This window comes from Telluria sp. GW821-FHT07G12, from assembly GCF_059418525.1.
The window spans coordinates 393,005-411,213 of the sequence record NZ_JBWKQA010000003.1; the positions used below are offsets into that span (position 1 = coordinate 393,005).

The following is an 18,209-nucleotide window of genomic DNA, read 5'->3' on the forward strand; positions in this document are numbered from 1 at the left end:
TCGCACAGGCTTCGATGTGAGCAGGCTCGCCACCACGGCCACCACCAGGATCAGTCCTACACCGCCCAGTGCGACCCCGACCGGAATCTTGTAGACGTCCAGCAGCAGCATCTTCGCTCCGATGAAGATGAGGATGGCCGCCAGCCCGTACTTCGGCAGATTTAAGCTGCCAGCCTTTAAGTCCCGAGGGATACATTTTGTCGTTACCAGTCAATCCTTAGTCCCCACCCCGGCAGTTGTTGTTCGCGAAGGTTTGTAGGTTATGGCGTACCAGATAGCGTCCGTGCTTTTGGGGAACGGCTCTGCCTCTACAAGTTTTAAATTTGCAACTACTGTTGATAAAAAACATGCAACAGTGCTATTGTAACTTACTGACAATAATCCTTATTACCTGGGAGGTCACATGGCGTACAGTCGCACCATTGTTTGTCTAGCAAATTCAATTAAACATCATCCGAGTAGATGTATTGCAGGTAAGGTTTGGGATGGACATCGCTCAGGAGCATGGATTCGACCGGTAGGCGACTATGCTACTGATGAAGGAGCGATCTCCCCTACAGCATCGCGCCTACAAGACGGAACACAGCCTCAGTTACTTGATATTTTGGAAATTTCATTTCTCGGACCGGTACCGCATGGTTGTCAAGTCGAGAACCATCGGATCGATAACAGTACGTGGCTAAAGCGAGGTAGACTACAATTGGCCGACTTAGCAGCGATGGTAGAAACTCACTCAGATCTCTGGGGCAGTGGAAGCTCAACATGGAACGGAGTTAACGATAGGCTCTCACCTGAACAGGCCGCTCTGCAGCCTGACTCGCTACGACTGATAAGCCCCCGTAACTTTAGACTCATGGTGAGCATCGAAGGTGCCGCGTTTGGTAACCCTAAAAAGGTAATGCGGGCACTATTTGATGTAGGCCAAACTACCTATAATCTGAAGGTTACTGACCCTAGGTTCACTGAACGGAAAAACGACTATGACGAAAATATTCCGTATGCTGTAGACGGCGCCATTATTTCCGTCAGCATAAGTGAGCCTTGGAATGGTTATCATTACAAACTGGTTGCGGCTATATTTGCTCCGTAAGAATCAAATTACCTGATATGCACGGGAACTGTGATGAGTGAAAGTCGAGTCTTATCTATCGGTTTTACAGGAAAAAATGCAGAGCGATTCTTCACGTTGCTAAAAAAGAGTAATACGAAGATTGTTCTTGATGTGCGATTGCAGAATACGTCGCAACTGTCTGGTTTTGCGAAGCGAGACGATTTAAAATTTTTCCTTAAGGAAATTTGCGGAATTGATTATGTCGAAGTTCCAGAGCTTTTCCCTGAGGAAAATTTGTTAAAAGATTATAAGAATAAAATAATAAATTGGGATTATTATCAGTTGAAATATGTAGAATTGTTAGCCCGACGGTCTGTCGAGTCAATTCTAACTCCATCCGCGATAGAGGATGGATGTCTTTTGTGTAGTGAACATAAGCCTCATCAATGCCATCGGCGCCTCGCAATAGAGTATTTAAACTCGGCTTGGCAAGATCGATTTAAAGTAGAGCATCTTATATAATGACTGATATAGCGGAAAACCGTCTTTTGATTGCGCTTTCAAAAGGCTTTGGGTTTCGGAATATGTTTCACGAAAGGGTATCTAAGCTTTTAGAGAATTTTGTTCCAGATGTAATCGAAGTTGCGCAAGATGAGGATTCGATTGCTCGAGATTTTTTCGCGGAGAAAAACATCCAAATAAAAACAGCGTCATTGGCTAAAACAAGGAGTTCAGCCAAAAGATGGGTGGATACTTTTTCTCATGTAGTGGTATTTTGGGACGGTGACGATCTTACCGATATTGTTTTCTTTTCGAAGCTGCTGCGGAAAAATTTGCGAATTATTCCAATTCAGCTTGCTAAAGTCAAAAACAAAGATAAAGAAGAGCGGTACGACGTATATATTGGTCGTGGAACCCCGTGGGGCAACCCATTTCCAATAGGGTTAGGTGGAACTGGCGACAGCCGGGAGGTGGTTATAGAAAAATTTCGAGCCTACTTCTTTGAGGAATTACTGGTTGATCCAGAAAAACATAGGGCACTACTTTCTCTCAGGGGGTATCGTTTGGGATGTCATTGTAAACCGCTTGCCTGTCATGGCGATATCATCGCTGCTTATCTGAACAGCTACGAAGGTGAAAATTAATGCTCCATTGATAATAATTTTAGAGAAACGTTTTCTCTGATGACAATTTCTAAAGGGATTGTCATTGAAAGTCGAGATGAGGTAGGTGGCGGCTGATTAGCCTCAAACCAGCAAAGATAATTGCTCTCCTTGCAGTTCCTCTGTAATTTCTGAAATCAAAATACTTCTTACTGTAGCGACATCTTTTACCACTTTAGTTATATGGTGTGTAGTGTTCACTTGGCGCCAAGTCGCGGAGTTTCCTGGGCCATCTAACCCATTCGCAGTTTCGTAAATATATGAATCAGCGGCTGAAAACCGTGACCCCAAGAAATGTCCGCTGTTAACGATTCGACGGCATACATCTTTCATAATTTCCTTGTCATTGCCCGAATCTTGACCTCTTTCGACTAGCCAAGCATTCTGAATCGTGTATCGGTAGTGCCTGATCGGGCGACCACCTTTCCCTCCAAAAATTATTCTGGCTGAATCGGCCGCATAGTCGCCAAAGATCATATGGTCAGCAGTACTAGGATCAAATTTTACCGCCTGACACCAAGCGAGCCATTCATTACGTGGGCACAGGACACCATTGCCAGGTTCTGCCGGATTTTTTTCAGGGTAGTAAGTGCCTTGGAAAATGATGTGTTGCCATCCTCCAATATCTTGTAGCTGCTCTAACGCTCCACTAATAATTGGAGCAACATTTTCTGGCTCAGAAAGGTCTGAATCGGAGAAATCAGCAATAATTGCGCATTCTTGCACGGTCAGTCCAAGCAATGATAATGCGGAAAGAATATCATTTCCGAAATCAACGCGAACCATTTCTCCTGAAGGAACGCAAATAGCAAACTTCAATAATTCGTTGTGAGCAATTGCAGCCTTAAATGCCACTGCTTCGTGGGCAGTAATATCACTAAGCAAGGCCATTGGTATTGCGCGTGATTTTAAGTTTCTCGCCCGTTTGAACAAATCAGGAAGCCAAAGAGCTATGTTATCGCGACCAGCTTCGTCGATTAAGTAAGTGAGATCTACAAATGATCGACGACCTTGCCAGTATTTTGCCAGAATGCCTCCAATATCCGGTGCTTTTCCTGGGGGGAAAAGATCGATTTGATTGACGTCACTCCTCTCTCCAATCGGAGGGACGATAAAGCGCGGTATGATATACGCAGCAACATCACTTGCCAGTTCGCGTACACCATTCAATTCGCCTTGTTTCATCCGCAAAGCTGGGGAGTATAGAGCTTTATCAAATTCGATCACAAACCACCTCCGGAATTTAGAGAGTAAAAATGCTTTCGTACTTTGCCGCGCCCGATTTTATCGGAAAAAATTGAGTAGTTCTTTCGTTCTAATCTGATCCGACCAAAAACTATAGCCGGTGAGATCCCTAATTGTTCGGCAAAATTTTCGATAGGGGCCGAGGTTTTGGCGATTCTAGCTGGTGATCGGGCCCATAATTCTTCAGGTATTAACATATTAGAGGCAAACTTGTTAGCCTCTTCTTCTAGCTCGTCTACTTGAGACGCTTCAGTATCATCAAAGAACCCAGCCGATAAGCCGGTGCGATAGTGCAAAATTATGTGGCCGACTTCATGCAGCAAAGTAAACCAAAAATTATCAATTGAATCACGTAAGAGTGTTAAGCCGATAATTGGAACTTGATCAACTAGAAAAGCTGCTCCATCTACTTTCATTCCAGGAATATGCGGTTCGATGATAAGAACTATCCCATGTTCTTTCAGAAGTTGACTGGCCAGGACTGGGCCGTTTTCCGATTTGCTCAGCCTCACTAAATCGATAAGCCAAGAAACGTCTAATGGGCGATATTTAATTTTTTCTTGGTCAATTATCGCTTTGGCGCGCCGAGTAATTTGAGCTTTCCAACACAAAAGCAACCAGTCAGTCGTGTGATCTTCCACGTTTAAACCGGTTCGAAGTAACGAAGGCGTGCCGTGCATTTCGACGTGATCTGTAACGTGTCGAATTAACTGATTTAATCCGTTTTCGTCTGAGTCATCATCATTTGGCAACCAGCCGTTTGTTCTTGCATGTTTTAATACTTTTTGTGCTTGGTCATGAGTATCTTCGAAAGACGGGAACAGATTCCTAGCAAACGGTGAAAAAAAATCCGCAGACAATTTAATGGATAAAACCTTTGCAACACGCATATAATTTCCGAGGCTTATGCTACGATAATGCTCGGCCTCATAGCGTTGAATTGCTTGTTCGCGTAGTCCAAGTTTTTGTGCAAGTTCTTTTTGTGACCAGCCTTTTATTATGCGCGCAGCAATCAAAAAATCGCCAGGGTCATTCTCTGTTCTTTTCTTAAGGAGCTCAAAGTTGCCATCTTTTGCTTGAAGATAAGCATCTAAAGTATCACTTAACTCCTTTTTTTCGGAAGATAACGAGCGCTGCACCCCGCTGATTACCTCTCGAGGTAATCCTTCCACAATAGATTTTAAAACTTGCTCAGATGATAATGCTTGATTAATCTGCGCAATTAGCGCTGCTGTCTCGCGCGCCTGTCGGTCATTCGAGATAATAAAAGTTGTAGACATGTTGGATAGTACACATCAAATATGTTGTGTGTCAACCTGATTGCTGAACGTAGCTAGCAATGTTTATATTATTGTAAAAAATGCAATTAACATTCGCTTCGCTCGCGTTTGCGGTACCGCTAAGCTGCCTTCAGGGACGGATTACCGTTGTTCGGAGATTAGACAGGCTTTTCCGGGTGTCGTCGGTACGATTTAGCGTTAGCGTCAAGGCGATGCTGAGCAGCCAACCTGTGAGGAAGAGCTGGTAGGGGTGGTGCACTCATTCGGGAAGCCTTTACGGCTACGGCAGAGCTTGTTGAATTCTGAAATGGACGAGATTTGTCGCCATTAGACTGATGCTTGATAAGCAGGCGGATTCTTTAACGGTGGTAAGAGAATTGGAGCTTCCGACCTATATGTCCCGAAGATGGCGCTCTACCAAGTTAAGCTACAGTCCGACTGGTATGAGTATTGCTGAGGGAGAAAAACAGGTGGTCGGGGGTGAGAGGATTCGAACCTCCGGCCTCTACGTCCCGAACGTAGCGCTCTACCGGGCTAAGCTACACCCCGACTGGTATTGATGACTGCTGAGGGAGAAAAACAGATGGTCGGGGTGAGAGGATTCGAACCTCCGGCCTCTACGTCCCGAACGTAGCGCTCTACCGGGCTAAGCTACACCCCGACTGGTTTGAGACTCGTCGCCGAATCTCGGGAAGGCATTACTATAGTTGCCTCAATGGTTCCTGTCAACTGCGAAGCTGCACAGCTGCAGCAGGCTTTGCTTGTATTCGCTGTCCGGCAGATCGGCGATGGCGTCGGCTGCGCGGCGGGCGGCAGTCTCGGCTTCGCGGCGCGTATAGTCGAGTGCGCCGCTGGTGGTGACGGCCGACAGCACGGCGTCGAAATGGGTCTCGTCGCCCTGTTCGATGCAGCTGCGGATCAGTTCGCGCTGCTCGGCGCTGCCGTTTTCCATCACGTAGATCAGGGGCAGGGTGGGCTTGCCTTCGCGCAGGTCGTCGCCGACGTTCTTGCCGATCTCGCTGGCGTCGCCGGCATAGTCGAGCACGTCGTCGATCAGCTGGAATGCGGTGCCCAGCGAGCGGCCGTATTCGCCGGCGGCGTCGATCTGGGCGTCGTTGGCGCCGGCCACCAGGGCGCCGAGCTGGGCTGCAGCTTCGAACAGCTTGGCGGTTTTCGAACGGATCACCGTCAGGTAGCTTTCCTGGGTGACGTCCGGATCGTGCATGTTGAGCAGCTGCAGGACTTCACCCTCGGCGATGACGGTGGTAGCGCGCGACAGGATTTCCATCACGCGCATGTTGTCCAGGCTGGTCATCATCTCGAAGGCGCGCGAGTACAGGTAGTCGCCGACCAGCACGGATGCCGCGTTGCCGAACATCGCGTTGGCGGTCTGGCGGCCGCGGCGCATCGAGGATTCGTCGACCACGTCGTCGTGCAGCAGGGTGGCGGTATGGATGAACTCGACCACGGCCGCCAGTTCGTGGTGGCCGGCGCCTTTGTAGCCGTAGGCGTTCGCCAGCAGCAGCACCAGCACCGGACGGATCCGCTTGCCGCCGGCACCGATGATGTATTCGGCAATCTGGTTCACCAGTGCGACGTCCGATTGCAGCCGCTGTCGGATCACGCCGTTGACGGCCTCCATGTCGGCGGCGATCGTGCGGGTGATGGGGTTCTGTTGAGCGGTGTTGGTAGCGGCGGACAAGGCGGACCTGCTTACGTTGAGAGCGATGTGGATGTGTTAAGTGGCGCGATTATACGATAAGCAAGCAAAACTCGCGCTTTTTCACATGAGTTGCACCGGAGCAGGCCCCTGTTCTCGGGTCACCACAGCGGTTTTGACGCCCCGCACCAATTTATGTATAATCCTCTGTTCCCCGAATCTCGAGCATGCTGTAGGCCCGGTTCGCAGGAATTTCTTTAAACACTCAATGAGGTTTCAAATCATGTACGCGGTCATAAAAACCGGTGGCAAGCAGTATAAAGTTGTCGCTGGCGAAAAACTCAAAATCGAACAGATACCGGCAGACATTGGTTCCGAACTCACTATCGATCAGGTTCTCGCAGTAGGCGAGGGCGAGAGCATCAAATTTGGTGCTCCGCTGGTGGAAGGTGCTTCGGTTCGCGTGACTGTTATTTCGCAGGGTCGCCACGACAAAGTGCGTATCTTCAAGATGCGTCGTCGTAAGCACTACCAGAAGCGTCAGGGCCATCGCCAGAACTACACCGAAATCCAAGTGGTTGCGATCAACGGCTAATTGCCGCGCGCCCTCATCAGTCATCAAGGAGCATCTAAATGGCACACAAAAAAGGCGGCGGTACTACCCGCAACGGCCGTGACTCAGAAAGCAAACGCCTTGGCGTGAAAGTCTACGGCGGCCAGTCGATCAACGCAGGCGGCATCATCGTGCGTCAGCGCGGCACCACCGTGCGTCCGGGCACCAACGTCGGCATGGGCAAGGATCACACCCTGTTCGCGCTGGTCGACGGTTCGGTCAAGTTCGTCAAGCAAGGCGTCGGTTCGAAGCAGTACGTGACCGTCGTTGCTGCTGAAGCAGTCGCTGCCTAAATAAGGCGGTGCAGCGGGACCCTGGCTCCGGCCGGGTTCCGCGCAGTAAGGCGCAAGCCTTGCAATCGATAGGCTCTGCCCACCGGTAGAGCCTTTTTAATTTCCGGCGCTGTCACCGTTAAGTGCGTATCCATGGGCCATCTTGTGGCACATTTAACAGTGACATAGCCTTCAGTTTTGGTGGTTCATCATGAAGTTTATCGACGAAGCAAGAATCGAAGTCATCGCCGGCGACGGCGGCAACGGCTGCGCCTCGTTCCGCCGCGAGAAGTTCCGTCCCTTCGGCGGTCCTGACGGCGGCGACGGCGGACGTGGCGGCTCGATCTGGGTGATCGCCGACCGCAACATCAACACGCTGGTCGACTTCCGCTTCTCCAAAGTGCACACGGCAAAGAACGGCGAACCGGGTCGCGGCTCCGATTGCTACGGCAAGGGCGCCGAAGACGTCGTCATGCGCATGCCGGTCGGCACCATCATCATCGATGACAACAATGGCGAGATCATTGCCGACCTGACCGAGCACGGCCAAAAGGAACTGCTGGCGCGCGGCGGCGAAGGCGGCTGGGGCAACATCCACTTCAAGACCTCGACCAACCGCGCGCCGCGCCAGAAGACCGAAGGCAAGGAAGGCGAGCGCCGTGCGCTGCGCCTCGAGCTGAAGGTGCTGGCCGACGTCGGCCTGCTGGGCATGCCGAACGCCGGCAAGTCCACCTTCGTGACGGCCATCTCGAATGCGCGTCCGAAGGTCGCCGACTACCCGTTCACGACCCTGCATCCGAACCTGGGCGTGGTGCGCGTCTCGCACGAGAAGAGCTTCGTGATCGCCGACATTCCCGGCCTGATCGAAGGCGCGGCGGAAGGCGCCGGCCTGGGTCACCAGTTCCTGCGCCACCTGAGCCGCACCGGCCTGCTGCTGCACATCGTCGATTTTGCACCGGCGGACGGCAAGAGCGATCCGGTCAAGGACACCAAGGCCCTGGTCAAGGAACTCGAGAAGTACGACGAAGAGCTGGTCAACAAGCCGCGCTGGCTGGTGCTGAACAAGCTCGACGTGGTGCCGGAAGAAGACCGCAAGAAGCTGGTCAAGGACTTCGTCAAGAAGCTGGCCTGGAAGGGCCCGGTCTTCGAGATCTCGGCGCTGAACCGCGAAGGCTGCGAAGACCTGGTGCACGCGATCTACAAGTACCTGGAAGAGAAGCGCCATAGCGAGCAGCGCTCGGAGGAAAAGCAGATGACCGAGGAAGCGCGCGGCATCTCGTCGATCGATCCGGACGACCCCCGCTTCAAGATCCTCGAAGACTGATTTGCCGAGTTGATACCAAGTCCATCGCGCCGCCTCCGCCTGCGCAGCCAGCTGCTGCAGGCGATCGCCACGGTCAATTCGCTGGCCGCGCTGTCGGCCATGCTGGATCCCGACCGCACGGCGGCCGCGATGGGACTGTTTCTCGTCGGCGTGAACGGCTACAGCCAGTTCTACGCCATCTATGTCGGAGTGCGCCTCGCCACCGCGGGGCTGGCTCTGTTGGCGGCCAGGCAGGGCGACCAGCCCATCCTCGGCGACCTCGCAGCACTATTCCTCCTGGCGCAGCCGCTCGGCCGCTTCGTCGCATCGTTTGCGATCGGCCTGCCCCAGGGTTTATTGTTCGTCGTTAGCGGGATCGAATTGCTGGCCGGCCTGGCGCTGCTGCTGCTTCGCCCGCGCGGCAAGCCTTTTGCGCCATCGCCATCGCCATGAACTCAGTCATTCATCAAGCCTCCCGCATCATCGTCAAGGTCGGCTCCTCGCTCGTCACCAACGAAGGCCGCGGCCTCGATAACGCCGCCATCGCGCGCTGGGCCGCCCAGATCGCGTCGCTGCGCACGCTCGGCAAGGAAGTCGTGCTGGTGTCTTCCGGCGCGATCGCCGAAGGCATGCTGCGCATCGGTTTTGCCAGCCGTCCGACCGACATCCACGAACTTCAGGCTTGCGCTGCCTGCGGCCAGATGGGCCTGGCCCAGATCTACGAAACCAGCTTCGCCACCCACGGCGTCAAGACCGCCCAGGTGCTGCTGACCCACGCCGACCTGGCCGACCGCGAACGCTACCTGAACGCGCGCTCGACGCTGACCACCCTGCTGCGCCTGGGCGTGGTCCCCATCATCAACGAGAACGACACCGTGGTCACCGACGAAATCAAGTTCGGCGACAACGACACCCTGGGCGCGCTGGTGGCCAACCTGATCGAAGCCGACGCGCTGGTGATCCTGACCGACCAGAAAGGCCTGTACTCGGCCGATCCGCGCAAGGACCCGCAAGCGAAGCTGATCGCCGAAGCCCAGGCCGGCGACACCTCGCTCGAAGCGATGGCCGGCGGCGCCGGCAGCAATATCGGCAGCGGCGGCATGCTGACCAAGGTGCTGGCCGCCAAGCGCGCCGCGCGCTCGGGTGCGCATACCGTAATCGCCTGGGGCAGGGAAGACAACGTGCTGGTGCGCCTGGCTAGCGGCGAAGCGATCGGCACCCAGCTGCTGGCGCCGACCGCGCGCCTGACGGCACGCCGCCAGTGGATGGTCGACCACCTGCACACCGCGGGCGAACTGGTGCTGGATGCCGGCGCCGTGCAGAAGCTGGCGAAGGAGGGCAAGTCCCTGCTGCCGATCGGCGTGTCCGCCGTGCGCGGCGAGTTCGGTCGCGGCGCGCTGGTGTCCTGCGTGGCGGAAGACGGCCGCGAGATCGCACGCGGCCTGACCAACTACACCGCCTCGGAAGTGAAACGCATCATGCGCCATTCCTCAGGCGAGATCGAAGCCATCCTCGGCTATGTCGAAGGCCCGGAGCTGGTGCACCGGGATAACCTGGTCCTGCTCTAAGAACTTACGCGGCTGTCAGCGGCGCAGCAGCGCCGCATGGTTGACCTCGATCTCGTTCTGCGCCGAGCGGAAGGTAAGACGCATCGCCTGCACCACCTGCTTCTTCGGCAGCTGCTGTTCGAAGCAGGTCTGCTCGAAGCCGGGAGCGGGCGACGCCATCTGTCCTTCCCAGATCTTCTGCCAGTTCCCCTTTCCGTCCTGGACCTCGACCAGTGCCAGCTCGCGCGCGCCTGCGCCGTTCATCGCGGCATGGATCATGTCGGTGGCAACCGGATCGTTGAAGCTCAGGCGCATCCGGCGGGTCGGGACGCCTTCCACGGCGGCGCCGTTGGCCTCCATCCAGCGGCTTGGCGCGCCGGTTTTGCTCACTTGCTTGCAGTCCAGCGCCGGCATGACGCCGTAGCGGATGGCCGTGGTGAAGGTGGATGTCTGTGCGGTGGCGGCACAGGACAGGGAGATCAACGCCAGCGTGAAGGCGGCGTGCAAGCGGATGTTCATTGCAGGCATTCGAGTACTCATCAGTTGGATAGCAAAATGGCGGCGTTGGTCACGGTGGCCGGCTCCTCGCTTCGGCGGAGGGTATAACGTAGCGCCCCGACCTGCCGCTGGCCGCCCAGGTCCTGCTGCAGCCACACATAGTCGCAGCCGGCCGGCGCCTCATGGACGGTTACCGGCCCGGCGTCAAGCCACTTGCCCTGGGCATCGCGGGTTTCCACCTTCTCGAGTACACGCACCGCCGCGCGGTTGAGCCCAGCGCGCACGACGCCGGTCGATGTCGCCGACTCGAATTGCTGGACCATCGTGTAAGGCTGGCCCGGCTCGGGCGCGGCCTTGGGCGCGACCAGCCACTTGCCTTTCGCGTGGACGGCCGTACCGACAGTGCACGCGGCGGGCAGCGTGGCCAGCGCGCGCTGTGTGGTTTCGGCGTCGCGGCGGGCGTTCTCGATGTTACGGGCGGCGTCTTGCGCGGGGTCCGCCTTGCTCCAGGGGCTGAGCGTGGCCAGGCAGGCCAGCAGGGTGAAGCGGGAAATAGCATTCATGGTCGTGCTTCACAATCACTCATGGAAAACAGACGACAAGATTAACAGTTTGGACACGCTGAATGTGCGCAGATTGTTGCACGCCCGTCAGGGTCGATAGCGAGGAAGCTACCTTGTGCTGGCAACCCAATTGCTAGATAGTAGAAATGATTATTGCGCGGGAGGTGATATTTCATGCTACATTAGCTGGAAATAATGAACAGCCAGCGAAAGGATCGTCATGCAGGAACTCAACCTTGCCTCCCAGCTGATGGAAGGCGGCACAGGTGTCGTCGTGATCGGCGCACTATCGGTGCTGGCGCTTGCGGTGTCCTTCGAGCGCCTGGCCAACTTCCGGGCAAGCAGGGTGGCGCCCCAGGCGCTGGCCGACGAGGCCCTCGGCCTGTGGCGGGACGGCGATTACCAGGCCCTCGCCGCACGCGCTGCGGAAGACCGCAGCAGCCTTGCGCGCGTGCTGGAATTCCTGGCCGGGCATCCGCGCCTGCCCATCGATACCTTGTCCGCGCGTGCGGCCGACATCGCATCGACGGAACTGCGCCTGCAGCAGCAGAAGGCCTATGCGCTGAACGTGGTCGCCACCATCGCGCCCATCGTCGGCCTGCTGGGCACCGTGATCGGCATGATCGAGGCCTTCCACGTGATCGCCTTCAACGGCATGGGCGATCCGACCCTGCTGGCGGGCGGCATCTCGAAGGCGCTGGTGAACACGGCGGCCGGCCTGTCGGTGGCGCTGCCCTCGCTGGCGATGCACCACTTCTTCCGCAACCGCATGGTCAACATCGGCATCACGCTGGAACGCCAGCTGGGACGGCTGCTCGATGCAAGCCGTGCGCGCGAGCACGTGCGGAACCATGAGCAGGAGCGCAGCCATGCGCATTGAGTTCGGCGACGACGAGCAGCCCGAGATCGGCCTGATCGCGCTGATCGACTGCATCTTCTTCCTGCTGATGTTCTTCATGGTCGCGACTTCCTTCAAGCAGAAGGAGCAGCAGCACAAGGACAAGGCGATCCCGATCACGCTGCCGCGCTCCTCCGCCACGCTCGACCTGGCCGACGCCGCGCCCGATCCGCTGGTGATCCGGGTCGACCGTGCGGGCCAGGTGGCGATCGGCGAGGACAAGCTGTCGACCGAGGCCCTGCACGAGCGCCTGTCGGGCGAGGCGCGTGCGCATCCGGGCCGGCCGGTGCGCATCGAAGGCGATGGCAATGCCTCTTACCAGTCCATCGTCCATGTGCTCGACCTGTGCCAGTTCGAAGGCCTGACCAATATCGCGATGCGTGCGCGCCGGCAGTAAATGAATGCCGACGCGACTTTGCGGCTGGACGGTTCGAGCATGGCCGAGCTGTGGCGCCGCCATCCCTGGCTGATCGCATCGCTGGCGGCGCATGGCGTGCTCGCGGCCAGCCTGTACACGGCCGGCCCGGTGCATGTCGCCGTCAAGCGCAACGACGGCTTGCGCGCGCAGGTCGCGCAGTCGCTGCAGCACACCGAGCAGCGCCAGATGCGGCGCGAGCTGCGCACGATGGAGGAGATCCGCGATGCGCTGGCGGAAAGCGCGGGCGTAGCCGGTGGCGAGGGCAAGGGCAAGGGCGGCAAGGACGCTGCCAGGTCGCCCGATCCCGCCGTGCGGGCGCGTGAACTGGCCCGGCAGATCGAACAGGTGCAGCAGAAGATCCGCGCCACCGAGTTGGCGCGCGTGTTGCGCATTCCCGAGGCCGAGGTCCTCAAGCGCGTGCAGCTCGAGGAGGCGCGCAAGCCCAGACCGGCATCGACCAGGCACGCATCGCCGGAAGTCCAGGTGGCCCAGCTGGCGCAACAGGCCAAGGCCGCCCTGGCGCAGCGCCGCGCGCAATTGCTGGCGCAGCAGCAGGGCGTCGCAATCAAGCCGGAGGCCGGAGCGCTGAAGCCAGGCCGCCCGCAAGGCGGCAAAGCCGGCCAGGGACCGGGCAGCGGCAAGATGGCGGGCCAGGGTGGCCAGGGACAAGGCAATGGCCAGATGAGCGGCCAGGGCGGCCAGGGTGGACGGCCAGGCGGCAGTGGCTTCGCGCAGAACTCGGCCTCGCGCGGCAGCAAGGTCGAGGCCCTGGTCAGCGGCCTGGCGCTGGGCGCGCCTGGCGCGATCACCGGCAGCAGCATCGACATGGCGAGCAATGCCTTCAGCGACTCCCGCAGCTTCGGCGCATTCCAGGAACCGCCGCCGGTCGACGCCGCAAGCATGCGCAGCGGCCGCGGCCACACGATCGGCGCCGGCGGCGCCTACGCCAACCGTATCTTCCTCGATACCTGGTATGTGATCGGCCCCTTCGGCGGCGCCGGCCATGACAGCCAGAACGCGCTCTATCCGCCCGAACGTGGGGTCGACCTCGACGCGGTCTATTACGGCAAGAACGACCTGCCGGTGCGCTGGACCTTCCAGCAGGACGCGCGCTATCCGTCGATCCCGCTGCCGCGCGCCGAGAACGCCGTGTATTACGCCTACACCGAGGTCGTGGTCGACCGCGACATGGATCTGTGGGTGTGGATAGGCGGCGACGACGACACCAAGATGTGGTTCAACGACCGCCTGGTCTGGCTCAGCGGCGATAACATCGACAAGCCCTGGTACCGCCAGCCTTTCATGACGCTGCCCGAGATCCAAACCCTGAACCTCACCGAAGGCAAGCGCCGGCTGCACTTCAACAAGGGGCGCAACAGCATCCTGCTCAAGTTGTACAACGGCGTGGACCTGATGTTTTATTCGGTGGTGCTGTCGAAATGATCCTCGTCCGGCGCTACCCGTTCCTGGTGCTGTCCCTCGTGGCGCATGCGGCGCTGCTCGGCGTGCTGTACTTGGTCGTGGTTCGCGTCGAGCTGGACCAGCAGCGCATCCGGCGCAGCCGGGAGCAGCCATTGGTCGGCGCCGGCAGGCAGCTGATGGAACGGGCGCGCCTCGAACAGCGCGTGCGCGACATGGCGCGGATCAAGTCCCAGCTCGCATCGGGGGCAGCTGAGAAAGACGACGATGTGCAGTTCAGCGCACAGCCCAGGACGCCGGAAGAACTGCTCAAGGAAGCCAGGGAGCTGTCCCGCAAGATCGACGAGATCGAGCGCGACGACCGCGCCGAATGGCTGGCGAAGCTGCTCCACGTCCCGAAGCAAAAAGCACTGGAAAAGCTCGCGCAGACGCGCAAACCGGAAGAGCCGGCCGGCGCTGAAGCCGGCAAGCCCGTCGATGCAGCGGCAAAGATCGAGCAGCTCGAAGCGAAGGCACGCGACGCTTTGGCCCGGCGCGGCGGGCAACTGGCGCAGCAGCAGGACGGTACGCGCGTGGCGGCCGGCGAATCACGCAGCGGCAGCGCTGCGCGGCAGGGCGGGCCAGGCGGGCAAGTTGGCGGCGGCCCCCCGGGCGCGAAAAGCCTCGGCGGCATGTCCATGTCGTCCGTGTTTCGGACGATCGATGCATTCATGAATGCCGACCGGGCGGGCCGGGGGATCGAGGGCAATGTCGTGGCGGGCGACCACGGCGACGTCGATCGAACCATCGTGCGCATTCCGGAGGTCCCCGCCGGCGCCAGGGTCAAGGGCACGGGCCGCATCATCGGCCCCGGCGGCCCTTATGCCGACCGCGTCTACGTCAATCGCTGGTACCTGATCGGCCCCTTCGACCGCAAGCATGGTGACGCGTGGCTTGCGCCCGATCCGCCCGAGCAGGCCGTGGTCCTGGACGCCGCCTATCGCGGCAAGGACGGCCGCCTGCTCAAGTGGGAATACGTCGACTCGGCGAACTATCCGCTGGTTCCGCCCCAGCCTGCCGAAGAAGCCGTGTATTACGGCTATACCGAGCTGATGGTCGACAAGGAACAGGACCTGACGATCTGGGTCGGCGCCCACGACGACGCGCAGCTGTGGCTCAACGACAGGCTGGTCTGGCGCGGCAGACATGTGGCCAAGGCTCCGTTCTACAGGGAGGTCCAGGGCGCGGACAACATCCATGGCCGCGATTACAACTTCAGCGAAGGCAAGCGCGTCGTGCACGTCAGGCAGGGCCGCAACAAGCTGTTCTTCAAGCTGTCGAACGGATTGGGCTCCCTGTTTTTTTCGCTGGTGCTGACGAAGTGATTAAAATGAAGCCCCGGAACCCGAAAGGACCAGCACCAGAATGGAACACACCTCGCCCCTCGCCGTCGTCCAGGCCCAGCTCGACGCCTTCAACGCCAAGGACATCGATGCGCTGATGCGCGCCTATGCGCCGGACGCCGAGCAGTTCGCGCTGCACGGCGAGCGCCTGGCCAAGGGAGAAGGCGAGATTCGCCCGCGCTACGTGGCGCGTTTCACGGAGCCGGACCTGCATGCGCGCCTGCTGTCGCGCACCGTGATGGGAAGTTTCGTGACCGACCTGGAGCTCATCACCCGCAACTTCCCGGAAGGCGTGGGCACGCTCGAGATGCTGTGCATTTACGAGGTGGTCGACGGGCGCATCAAGCGCGCCTCGTTCGCACCGGGGGCGATGACGCTTCTTAATCCGTAAGCGAGGCCACGGACGGCGGCAGGACCTTCTTCGGCGCCGGGGTCTTGTCCTTGTATTCGCACAGGTCGGCGATGATGCAGTTCCAGCACTTGGGCGTGCGCGCCACGCAGGTGTAGCGGCCGTGCAGGATCAGCCAGTGGTGGGCGTCCTGCAGGAATTCCTTCGGCACGAACTTCAGCAGCTTCTGCTCGACCACGTCGACGTTCTTGCCGGGGGCGATCTTCGTGCGGTTCGAGACGCGGAAGATGTGGGTGTCGACCGCCATCGCCGGCTCGCCGAAGGCGGTGTTGAGCACCACGTTGGCGGTCTTGCGGCCCACGCCCGGCAGGGCTTCCAGCGCCTCGCGCTCGCGCGGGACTTCGCCGCCGTACTGGTTCACCAGGATCTCGCAGGTGGCGATGACGTTCTTGGCCTTGTTGTTGTACAGGCCGATGGTCGAGATATAGGTCTTCAGCTCGTCGAGGCCGAGGTCGAGGATGGCTTGCGGCGTGTTCGCCACCGGGTAGAGCCTGCGGGTGGCCTTGTTGACGCCGACGTCGGTCGACTGCGCCGACAACAGCACCGCGATCAGCAGTTCGAAGGGCGTGGTGTATTCGAGCTCGGTGGTCGGATTCGGATTCGCTTCGCGGAAGCGCTTGAAGATCTCGTAGCGTTTGGCTGGGTTCATTCGGGCTTTCCTGCGGCCTTCTGACGCGCGCGTTCGATGGCGGCGGCGATGATCGCGCGCTTGCGTTCCTTCTCGGCCAGCTCTTCGGCGGTATTGGTTTCTTCGGCGGTCACCGCGCGCATCTTTTCCAGGGCCTTGGCGGCCAGGCGTGCATCGTTCTCTGCCTTCTCGCGCTGCAGGCGTTCGGTCCTGAAATCGTGGCGCGCGCGGGCGGCATCGGCCTGCGCCGAGGACCAGGCGTCCCAGCCGGTGCGATCTCCCGTTACCGGAATCATGCTGATGCAGTCGACCGGGCAGGGCGCCACGCACAGGTCGCAGCCGGTGCACAGGCTGGGCAGGATGGTGTGCATCTGCTTGGGCGCGCCGAGGATGGCGTCGACCGGGCAGGCCTGGATGCACAGGGTGCAGCCGATGCACAGGTTCTCGTCGATGAAGGCGACCGGGCGCGGGCGTTCCACGCCGTTGGCCGGATTGATCGGGATGACGGGGCGGCCGGTCACGCTGGCCAGCCGCGCGACGCCTTCCATGCCGCCCGGCGGGCAGCGGTTGATGTCGGCCTCGCCGCGGGCGATCGCTTCGGCGTACGGGCGGCAGGCGGGATAGCCGCACTTCGTACACTGCGTCTGCGGCAACAGGTCTTCGATCTGGTCGGCGAGGGATTTCGTCACGGTGGTCGAGCAATTTGCTAAACCGCCATTATCCGCTAAATGGCCTGCCGCGGCTAAATGGGGCCGGAAAAAGCGGCCGCTCAGCCGTCAAGAACGCTGCCTTTTGTCCTACAGCCTTAGGTGCTGCAACGTACGGAGTGCTGAGGCCGGCTGGTGGTCTACTGGACCCAGGCAATAAACCGACAGGAGGGTCTTATGGAAAAGAAGCACCTCATTATTCCGGCACTGGTTGCCGCACTGATGGGCGCCAGCGCCCCGAGTTTCGCCCAGGACCGCTACCACGGCGACCGTGACCGTGGCGACCGTAGCGACCGCTACAGCCAGCGCGACCGCGACGGCGACCGTGACCGCTATGACACCCGCCGCGATGACCGCCGTGACGGCTACCGCGCACAGGGCGGCGGACGCGCCGGCAGCGAAGGCTGGGGCGAAGAGCGCCGCTACGATGGCGCCGGGCCGGACCACAGCTTCCGCCGCGGCCAGCGCTTGCCTGAGCGCTACCGCAACCACCAGTACGTGGTGAACAATTATCGAGAGCACCATTTGCGGCCACCGCCGCGAGGTTATCATTGGGTGCAGACAGGCGGCGATTATGTGCTGGCGGCAGTGGCTACCGGCATCATCGCAGACCTGATCATCAATCACTGAGCTGCGGGCTGCCCAATGGGGCGGCCCCGGCAGGTGACCAGAAAGCCGCATTGCCATGCTCGACATGGCACTGCGGCAGCTTGCTTTGAGGAGGACGAATGCACCGAACACTGATCGCCTTGTCCACTGCCGCCGCCTCGTGTGCGAGCGCACCCGCATGGGCGCAGCAGGACGCGGGCGCGCGCCAGGAAATCACCCATCTGCTCGACTTCGTTGCCCAGTCCGGCTGCCAGTTCAACCGCAACGGCAGTTGGCACGACAGCAAGGCGGCGCGCGACCATCTCAAGGAAAAGTACGATTACCTGCAGCGCCGCGACCTGGTGCCGGACACCAAGTCCTTCATCGAACGCGCGGCCTCGGAGAGCAGCTTCAGCCACAAGGCCTACCAGGTCCGCTGCGGCAACGGGCAGACCATCACCAGCGCGCAATGGCTGAACACCGAGCTGGCGCGCTACCGGGCTGCGCAGAAGTAGGCCGGCTGGCCGTCGGCGCATAAAAAAATGCCGCGGAGTGTGAACTCCGC

The 18,209-nt window shown here is 59.0% G+C and carries 22 protein-coding genes and 2 tRNA genes; 15 read left to right on the plus strand and 9 right to left on the minus strand.

Annotated elements, in window-relative coordinates; genetic code table 11:
- Positions 1–403: 403 nt before the first annotated feature.
- Genes AC07PE_RS14315 through AC07PE_RS14325 form a run of 3 tightly spaced genes read left to right on the plus strand, consistent with a single transcriptional unit; the run spans position 404 to position 2,196 of the window.
- A complete protein-coding gene (locus AC07PE_RS14315) occupies positions 404–1,090 on the plus strand; it encodes a dual OB domain-containing protein (RefSeq protein WP_498765488.1) in 687 nt (228 codons plus the stop codon).
- A gap of 33 nt (positions 1,091–1,123) precedes the next feature.
- Positions 1,124–1,573, plus strand: coding sequence for a DUF488 domain-containing protein (locus tag AC07PE_RS14320; protein ID WP_498765490.1), 450 nt, complete (start codon positions 1,124–1,126; stop codon positions 1,571–1,573).
- Positions 1,573–2,196, plus strand: a complete 624-nt coding sequence (locus AC07PE_RS14325; RefSeq protein WP_498765492.1) for a DUF4326 domain-containing protein — start codon at positions 1,573–1,575, stop codon at positions 2,194–2,196. The genes AC07PE_RS14320 and AC07PE_RS14325 overlap by 1 nt, the downstream gene beginning before the upstream one ends.
- 102 nt (positions 2,197–2,298) lie before the next feature.
- Here the strand turns inward: AC07PE_RS14325 and AC07PE_RS14330 are convergent, their stop codons facing one another.
- The 5 genes from AC07PE_RS14330 to ispB form a co-directional block, all read right to left on the minus strand.
- A complete protein-coding gene (locus AC07PE_RS14330) occupies positions 2,299–3,441 on the minus strand; it encodes a beta family protein (protein ID WP_498765494.1) in 1,143 nt (380 codons plus the stop codon).
- Positions 3,438–4,739: an ImmA/IrrE family metallo-endopeptidase gene (locus AC07PE_RS14335; protein ID WP_498765496.1), complete on the minus strand. Its 1,302-nt coding sequence runs from the start codon at positions 4,737–4,739 to the stop codon at positions 3,438–3,440. Before AC07PE_RS14335 ends, AC07PE_RS14330 begins: the two co-directional genes overlap by 4 nt.
- A gap of 471 nt (positions 4,740–5,210) precedes the next feature.
- Positions 5,211–5,288 (minus strand) — tRNA-Pro (locus tag AC07PE_RS14340).
- A 35-nt stretch (positions 5,289–5,323) separates the two neighbouring features.
- Positions 5,324–5,400 (minus strand) — tRNA-Pro (locus AC07PE_RS14345).
- A gap of 51 nt (positions 5,401–5,451) precedes the next feature.
- The gene (ispB, locus tag AC07PE_RS14350; protein ID WP_498765498.1) at positions 5,452–6,441 is read right to left on the minus strand and encodes an octaprenyl diphosphate synthase; all 990 of its coding nucleotides are present in this window, start codon (positions 6,439–6,441) and stop codon (positions 5,452–5,454) included.
- Between the two features lie 241 nt (positions 6,442–6,682).
- Between ispB and rplU the strand changes: the two genes are divergently transcribed.
- From rplU to proB, 5 genes are all read left to right on the plus strand, one after another.
- Entirely contained in the window at positions 6,683–6,994 is a 312-nt protein-coding gene (gene rplU, locus AC07PE_RS14355) for a 50S ribosomal protein L21 (protein ID WP_230020535.1), read from the plus strand.
- 38 nt (positions 6,995–7,032) lie between these two features.
- Positions 7,033–7,305 carry a 50S ribosomal protein L27 gene (gene rpmA, locus AC07PE_RS14360; protein ID WP_258847947.1) on the plus strand — a complete coding sequence of 91 codons (273 nt, stop codon included), beginning with the start codon at positions 7,033–7,035 and terminating at the stop codon, positions 7,303–7,305.
- A gap of 190 nt (positions 7,306–7,495) precedes the next feature.
- Positions 7,496–8,608 carry an Obg family GTPase CgtA gene (gene cgtA, locus AC07PE_RS14365; RefSeq protein WP_498765501.1) on the plus strand — a complete coding sequence of 371 codons (1,113 nt, stop codon included), beginning with the start codon at positions 7,496–7,498 and terminating at the stop codon, positions 8,606–8,608.
- 9 nt (positions 8,609–8,617) lie between these two features.
- A complete protein-coding gene (locus AC07PE_RS14370; RefSeq protein ID WP_498765503.1) occupies positions 8,618–9,040 on the plus strand; it encodes a hypothetical protein in 423 nt (140 codons plus the stop codon).
- On the plus strand, positions 9,037–10,155 hold the full coding sequence (gene proB / locus AC07PE_RS14375; RefSeq protein ID WP_498765505.1) for a glutamate 5-kinase: 1,119 nt from the start codon (positions 9,037–9,039) through the stop codon (positions 10,153–10,155). The genes AC07PE_RS14370 and proB overlap by 4 nt, the downstream gene beginning before the upstream one ends.
- A 15-nt stretch (positions 10,156–10,170) precedes the next feature.
- On the opposite strand, the gene AC07PE_RS14380 is transcribed toward proB, so the two are convergent.
- Together AC07PE_RS14380 and AC07PE_RS14385 are read right to left on the minus strand one after the other, a co-directional pair.
- Positions 10,171–10,653 carry a hypothetical protein gene (locus tag AC07PE_RS14380; RefSeq protein ID WP_498765507.1) on the minus strand — a complete coding sequence of 161 codons (483 nt, stop codon included), beginning with the start codon at positions 10,651–10,653 and terminating at the stop codon, positions 10,171–10,173.
- 20 nt (positions 10,654–10,673) lie between these two features.
- The gene (locus AC07PE_RS14385; RefSeq protein ID WP_498765509.1) at positions 10,674–11,195 is read right to left on the minus strand and encodes a hypothetical protein; all 522 of its coding nucleotides are present in this window, start codon (positions 11,193–11,195) and stop codon (positions 10,674–10,676) included.
- Between the two features lie 220 nt (positions 11,196–11,415).
- Between AC07PE_RS14385 and AC07PE_RS14390 the strand changes: the two genes are divergently transcribed.
- Genes AC07PE_RS14390 through AC07PE_RS14410 form a run of 5 tightly spaced genes read left to right on the plus strand, consistent with a single transcriptional unit; the run spans position 11,416 to position 15,703 of the window.
- Entirely contained in the window at positions 11,416–12,075 is a 660-nt protein-coding gene (locus AC07PE_RS14390) for a MotA/TolQ/ExbB proton channel family protein (protein WP_498765511.1), read from the plus strand.
- Positions 12,065–12,490, plus strand: coding sequence for an ExbD/TolR family protein (locus AC07PE_RS14395; protein WP_498765513.1), 426 nt, complete (start codon positions 12,065–12,067; stop codon positions 12,488–12,490). The genes AC07PE_RS14390 and AC07PE_RS14395 overlap by 11 nt, the downstream gene beginning before the upstream one ends.
- Positions 12,491–13,954 (plus strand): hypothetical protein, encoded by a 1,464-nt coding sequence (locus AC07PE_RS14400; RefSeq protein WP_498765515.1) that lies wholly within the window; start codon positions 12,491–12,493, stop codon positions 13,952–13,954.
- Positions 13,951–15,294 carry a hypothetical protein gene (locus AC07PE_RS14405; protein WP_498765517.1) on the plus strand — a complete coding sequence of 448 codons (1,344 nt, stop codon included), beginning with the start codon at positions 13,951–13,953 and terminating at the stop codon, positions 15,292–15,294. Before AC07PE_RS14400 ends, AC07PE_RS14405 begins: the two co-directional genes overlap by 4 nt.
- Positions 15,295–15,334: 40 nt before the next feature.
- The gene (locus AC07PE_RS14410) at positions 15,335–15,703 is read left to right on the plus strand and encodes a nuclear transport factor 2 family protein (RefSeq protein WP_498765519.1); all 369 of its coding nucleotides are present in this window, start codon (positions 15,335–15,337) and stop codon (positions 15,701–15,703) included.
- On the opposite strand, the gene nth is transcribed toward AC07PE_RS14410, so the two are convergent.
- Together nth and rsxB are read right to left on the minus strand one after the other, a co-directional pair.
- Entirely contained in the window at positions 15,693–16,370 is a 678-nt protein-coding gene (nth, locus tag AC07PE_RS14415) for an endonuclease III (protein ID WP_498765521.1), read from the minus strand. The genes AC07PE_RS14410 and nth overlap by 11 nt on opposite strands.
- Complete coding sequence (gene rsxB / locus AC07PE_RS14420; RefSeq protein ID WP_498765523.1) at positions 16,367–17,038, minus strand: electron transport complex subunit RsxB; 672 nt, start codon at positions 17,036–17,038, stop codon at positions 16,367–16,369. The genes nth and rsxB overlap by 4 nt, the downstream gene beginning before the upstream one ends.
- A 195-nt stretch (positions 17,039–17,233) precedes the next feature.
- Here rsxB and AC07PE_RS14425 point away from each other — a divergent pair, with 195 nt between their 5' ends.
- Both AC07PE_RS14425 and AC07PE_RS14430 read left to right on the plus strand, forming a co-directional pair.
- Positions 17,234–17,686 carry an RcnB family protein gene (locus AC07PE_RS14425; RefSeq protein WP_498765525.1) on the plus strand — a complete coding sequence of 151 codons (453 nt, stop codon included), beginning with the start codon at positions 17,234–17,236 and terminating at the stop codon, positions 17,684–17,686.
- A gap of 98 nt (positions 17,687–17,784) precedes the next feature.
- The gene (locus AC07PE_RS14430) at positions 17,785–18,159 is read left to right on the plus strand and encodes a YfeK family protein (RefSeq protein WP_498765527.1); all 375 of its coding nucleotides are present in this window, start codon (positions 17,785–17,787) and stop codon (positions 18,157–18,159) included.
- Positions 18,160–18,209 lie beyond the last annotated feature (50 nt).

Bases quoted from the DNA above. Each gene is read 5' to 3' on its own strand.
- AC07PE_RS14430 (WP_498765527.1), top strand. From the start codon at position 17,785: ATGCACCGAACACTGATCGCCTTGTCCACTGCCGCCGCCTCGTGTGCG.
- AC07PE_RS14320 (WP_498765490.1), top strand. From the start codon at position 1,124: ATGAGTGAAAGTCGAGTCTTATCTATCGGTTTTACAGGAAAAAATGCA.
- AC07PE_RS14390 (WP_498765511.1), top strand. From the start codon at position 11,416: ATGCAGGAACTCAACCTTGCCTCCCAGCTGATGGAAGGCGGCACAGGT.
- AC07PE_RS14410 (WP_498765519.1), top strand. From the start codon at position 15,335: ATGGAACACACCTCGCCCCTCGCCGTCGTCCAGGCCCAGCTCGACGCC.
- cgtA (WP_498765501.1), top strand. From the start codon at position 7,496: ATGAAGTTTATCGACGAAGCAAGAATCGAAGTCATCGCCGGCGACGGC.
- AC07PE_RS14325 (WP_498765492.1), top strand. From the start codon at position 1,573: ATGACTGATATAGCGGAAAACCGTCTTTTGATTGCGCTTTCAAAAGGC.
- AC07PE_RS14395 (WP_498765513.1), top strand. From the start codon at position 12,065: ATGCGCATTGAGTTCGGCGACGACGAGCAGCCCGAGATCGGCCTGATC.
- AC07PE_RS14405 (WP_498765517.1), top strand. From the start codon at position 13,951: ATGATCCTCGTCCGGCGCTACCCGTTCCTGGTGCTGTCCCTCGTGGCG.
- AC07PE_RS14315 (WP_498765488.1), top strand. From the start codon at position 404: ATGGCGTACAGTCGCACCATTGTTTGTCTAGCAAATTCAATTAAACAT.
- AC07PE_RS14400 (WP_498765515.1), top strand. From the start codon at position 12,491: ATGAATGCCGACGCGACTTTGCGGCTGGACGGTTCGAGCATGGCCGAG.
- AC07PE_RS14380 (WP_498765507.1), bottom strand. From the start codon at position 10,653: ATGAACATCCGCTTGCACGCCGCCTTCACGCTGGCGTTGATCTCCCTG.
- AC07PE_RS14335 (WP_498765496.1), bottom strand. From the start codon at position 4,739: ATGTCTACAACTTTTATTATCTCGAATGACCGACAGGCGCGCGAGACA.
- nth (WP_498765521.1), bottom strand. From the start codon at position 16,370: ATGAACCCAGCCAAACGCTACGAGATCTTCAAGCGCTTCCGCGAAGCG.
- AC07PE_RS14385 (WP_498765509.1), bottom strand. From the start codon at position 11,195: ATGAATGCTATTTCCCGCTTCACCCTGCTGGCCTGCCTGGCCACGCTC.
- rplU (WP_230020535.1), top strand. From the start codon at position 6,683: ATGTACGCGGTCATAAAAACCGGTGGCAAGCAGTATAAAGTTGTCGCT.
- proB (WP_498765505.1), top strand. From the start codon at position 9,037: ATGAACTCAGTCATTCATCAAGCCTCCCGCATCATCGTCAAGGTCGGC.
- rpmA (WP_258847947.1), top strand. From the start codon at position 7,033: ATGGCACACAAAAAAGGCGGCGGTACTACCCGCAACGGCCGTGACTCA.
- AC07PE_RS14425 (WP_498765525.1), top strand. From the start codon at position 17,234: ATGGAAAAGAAGCACCTCATTATTCCGGCACTGGTTGCCGCACTGATG.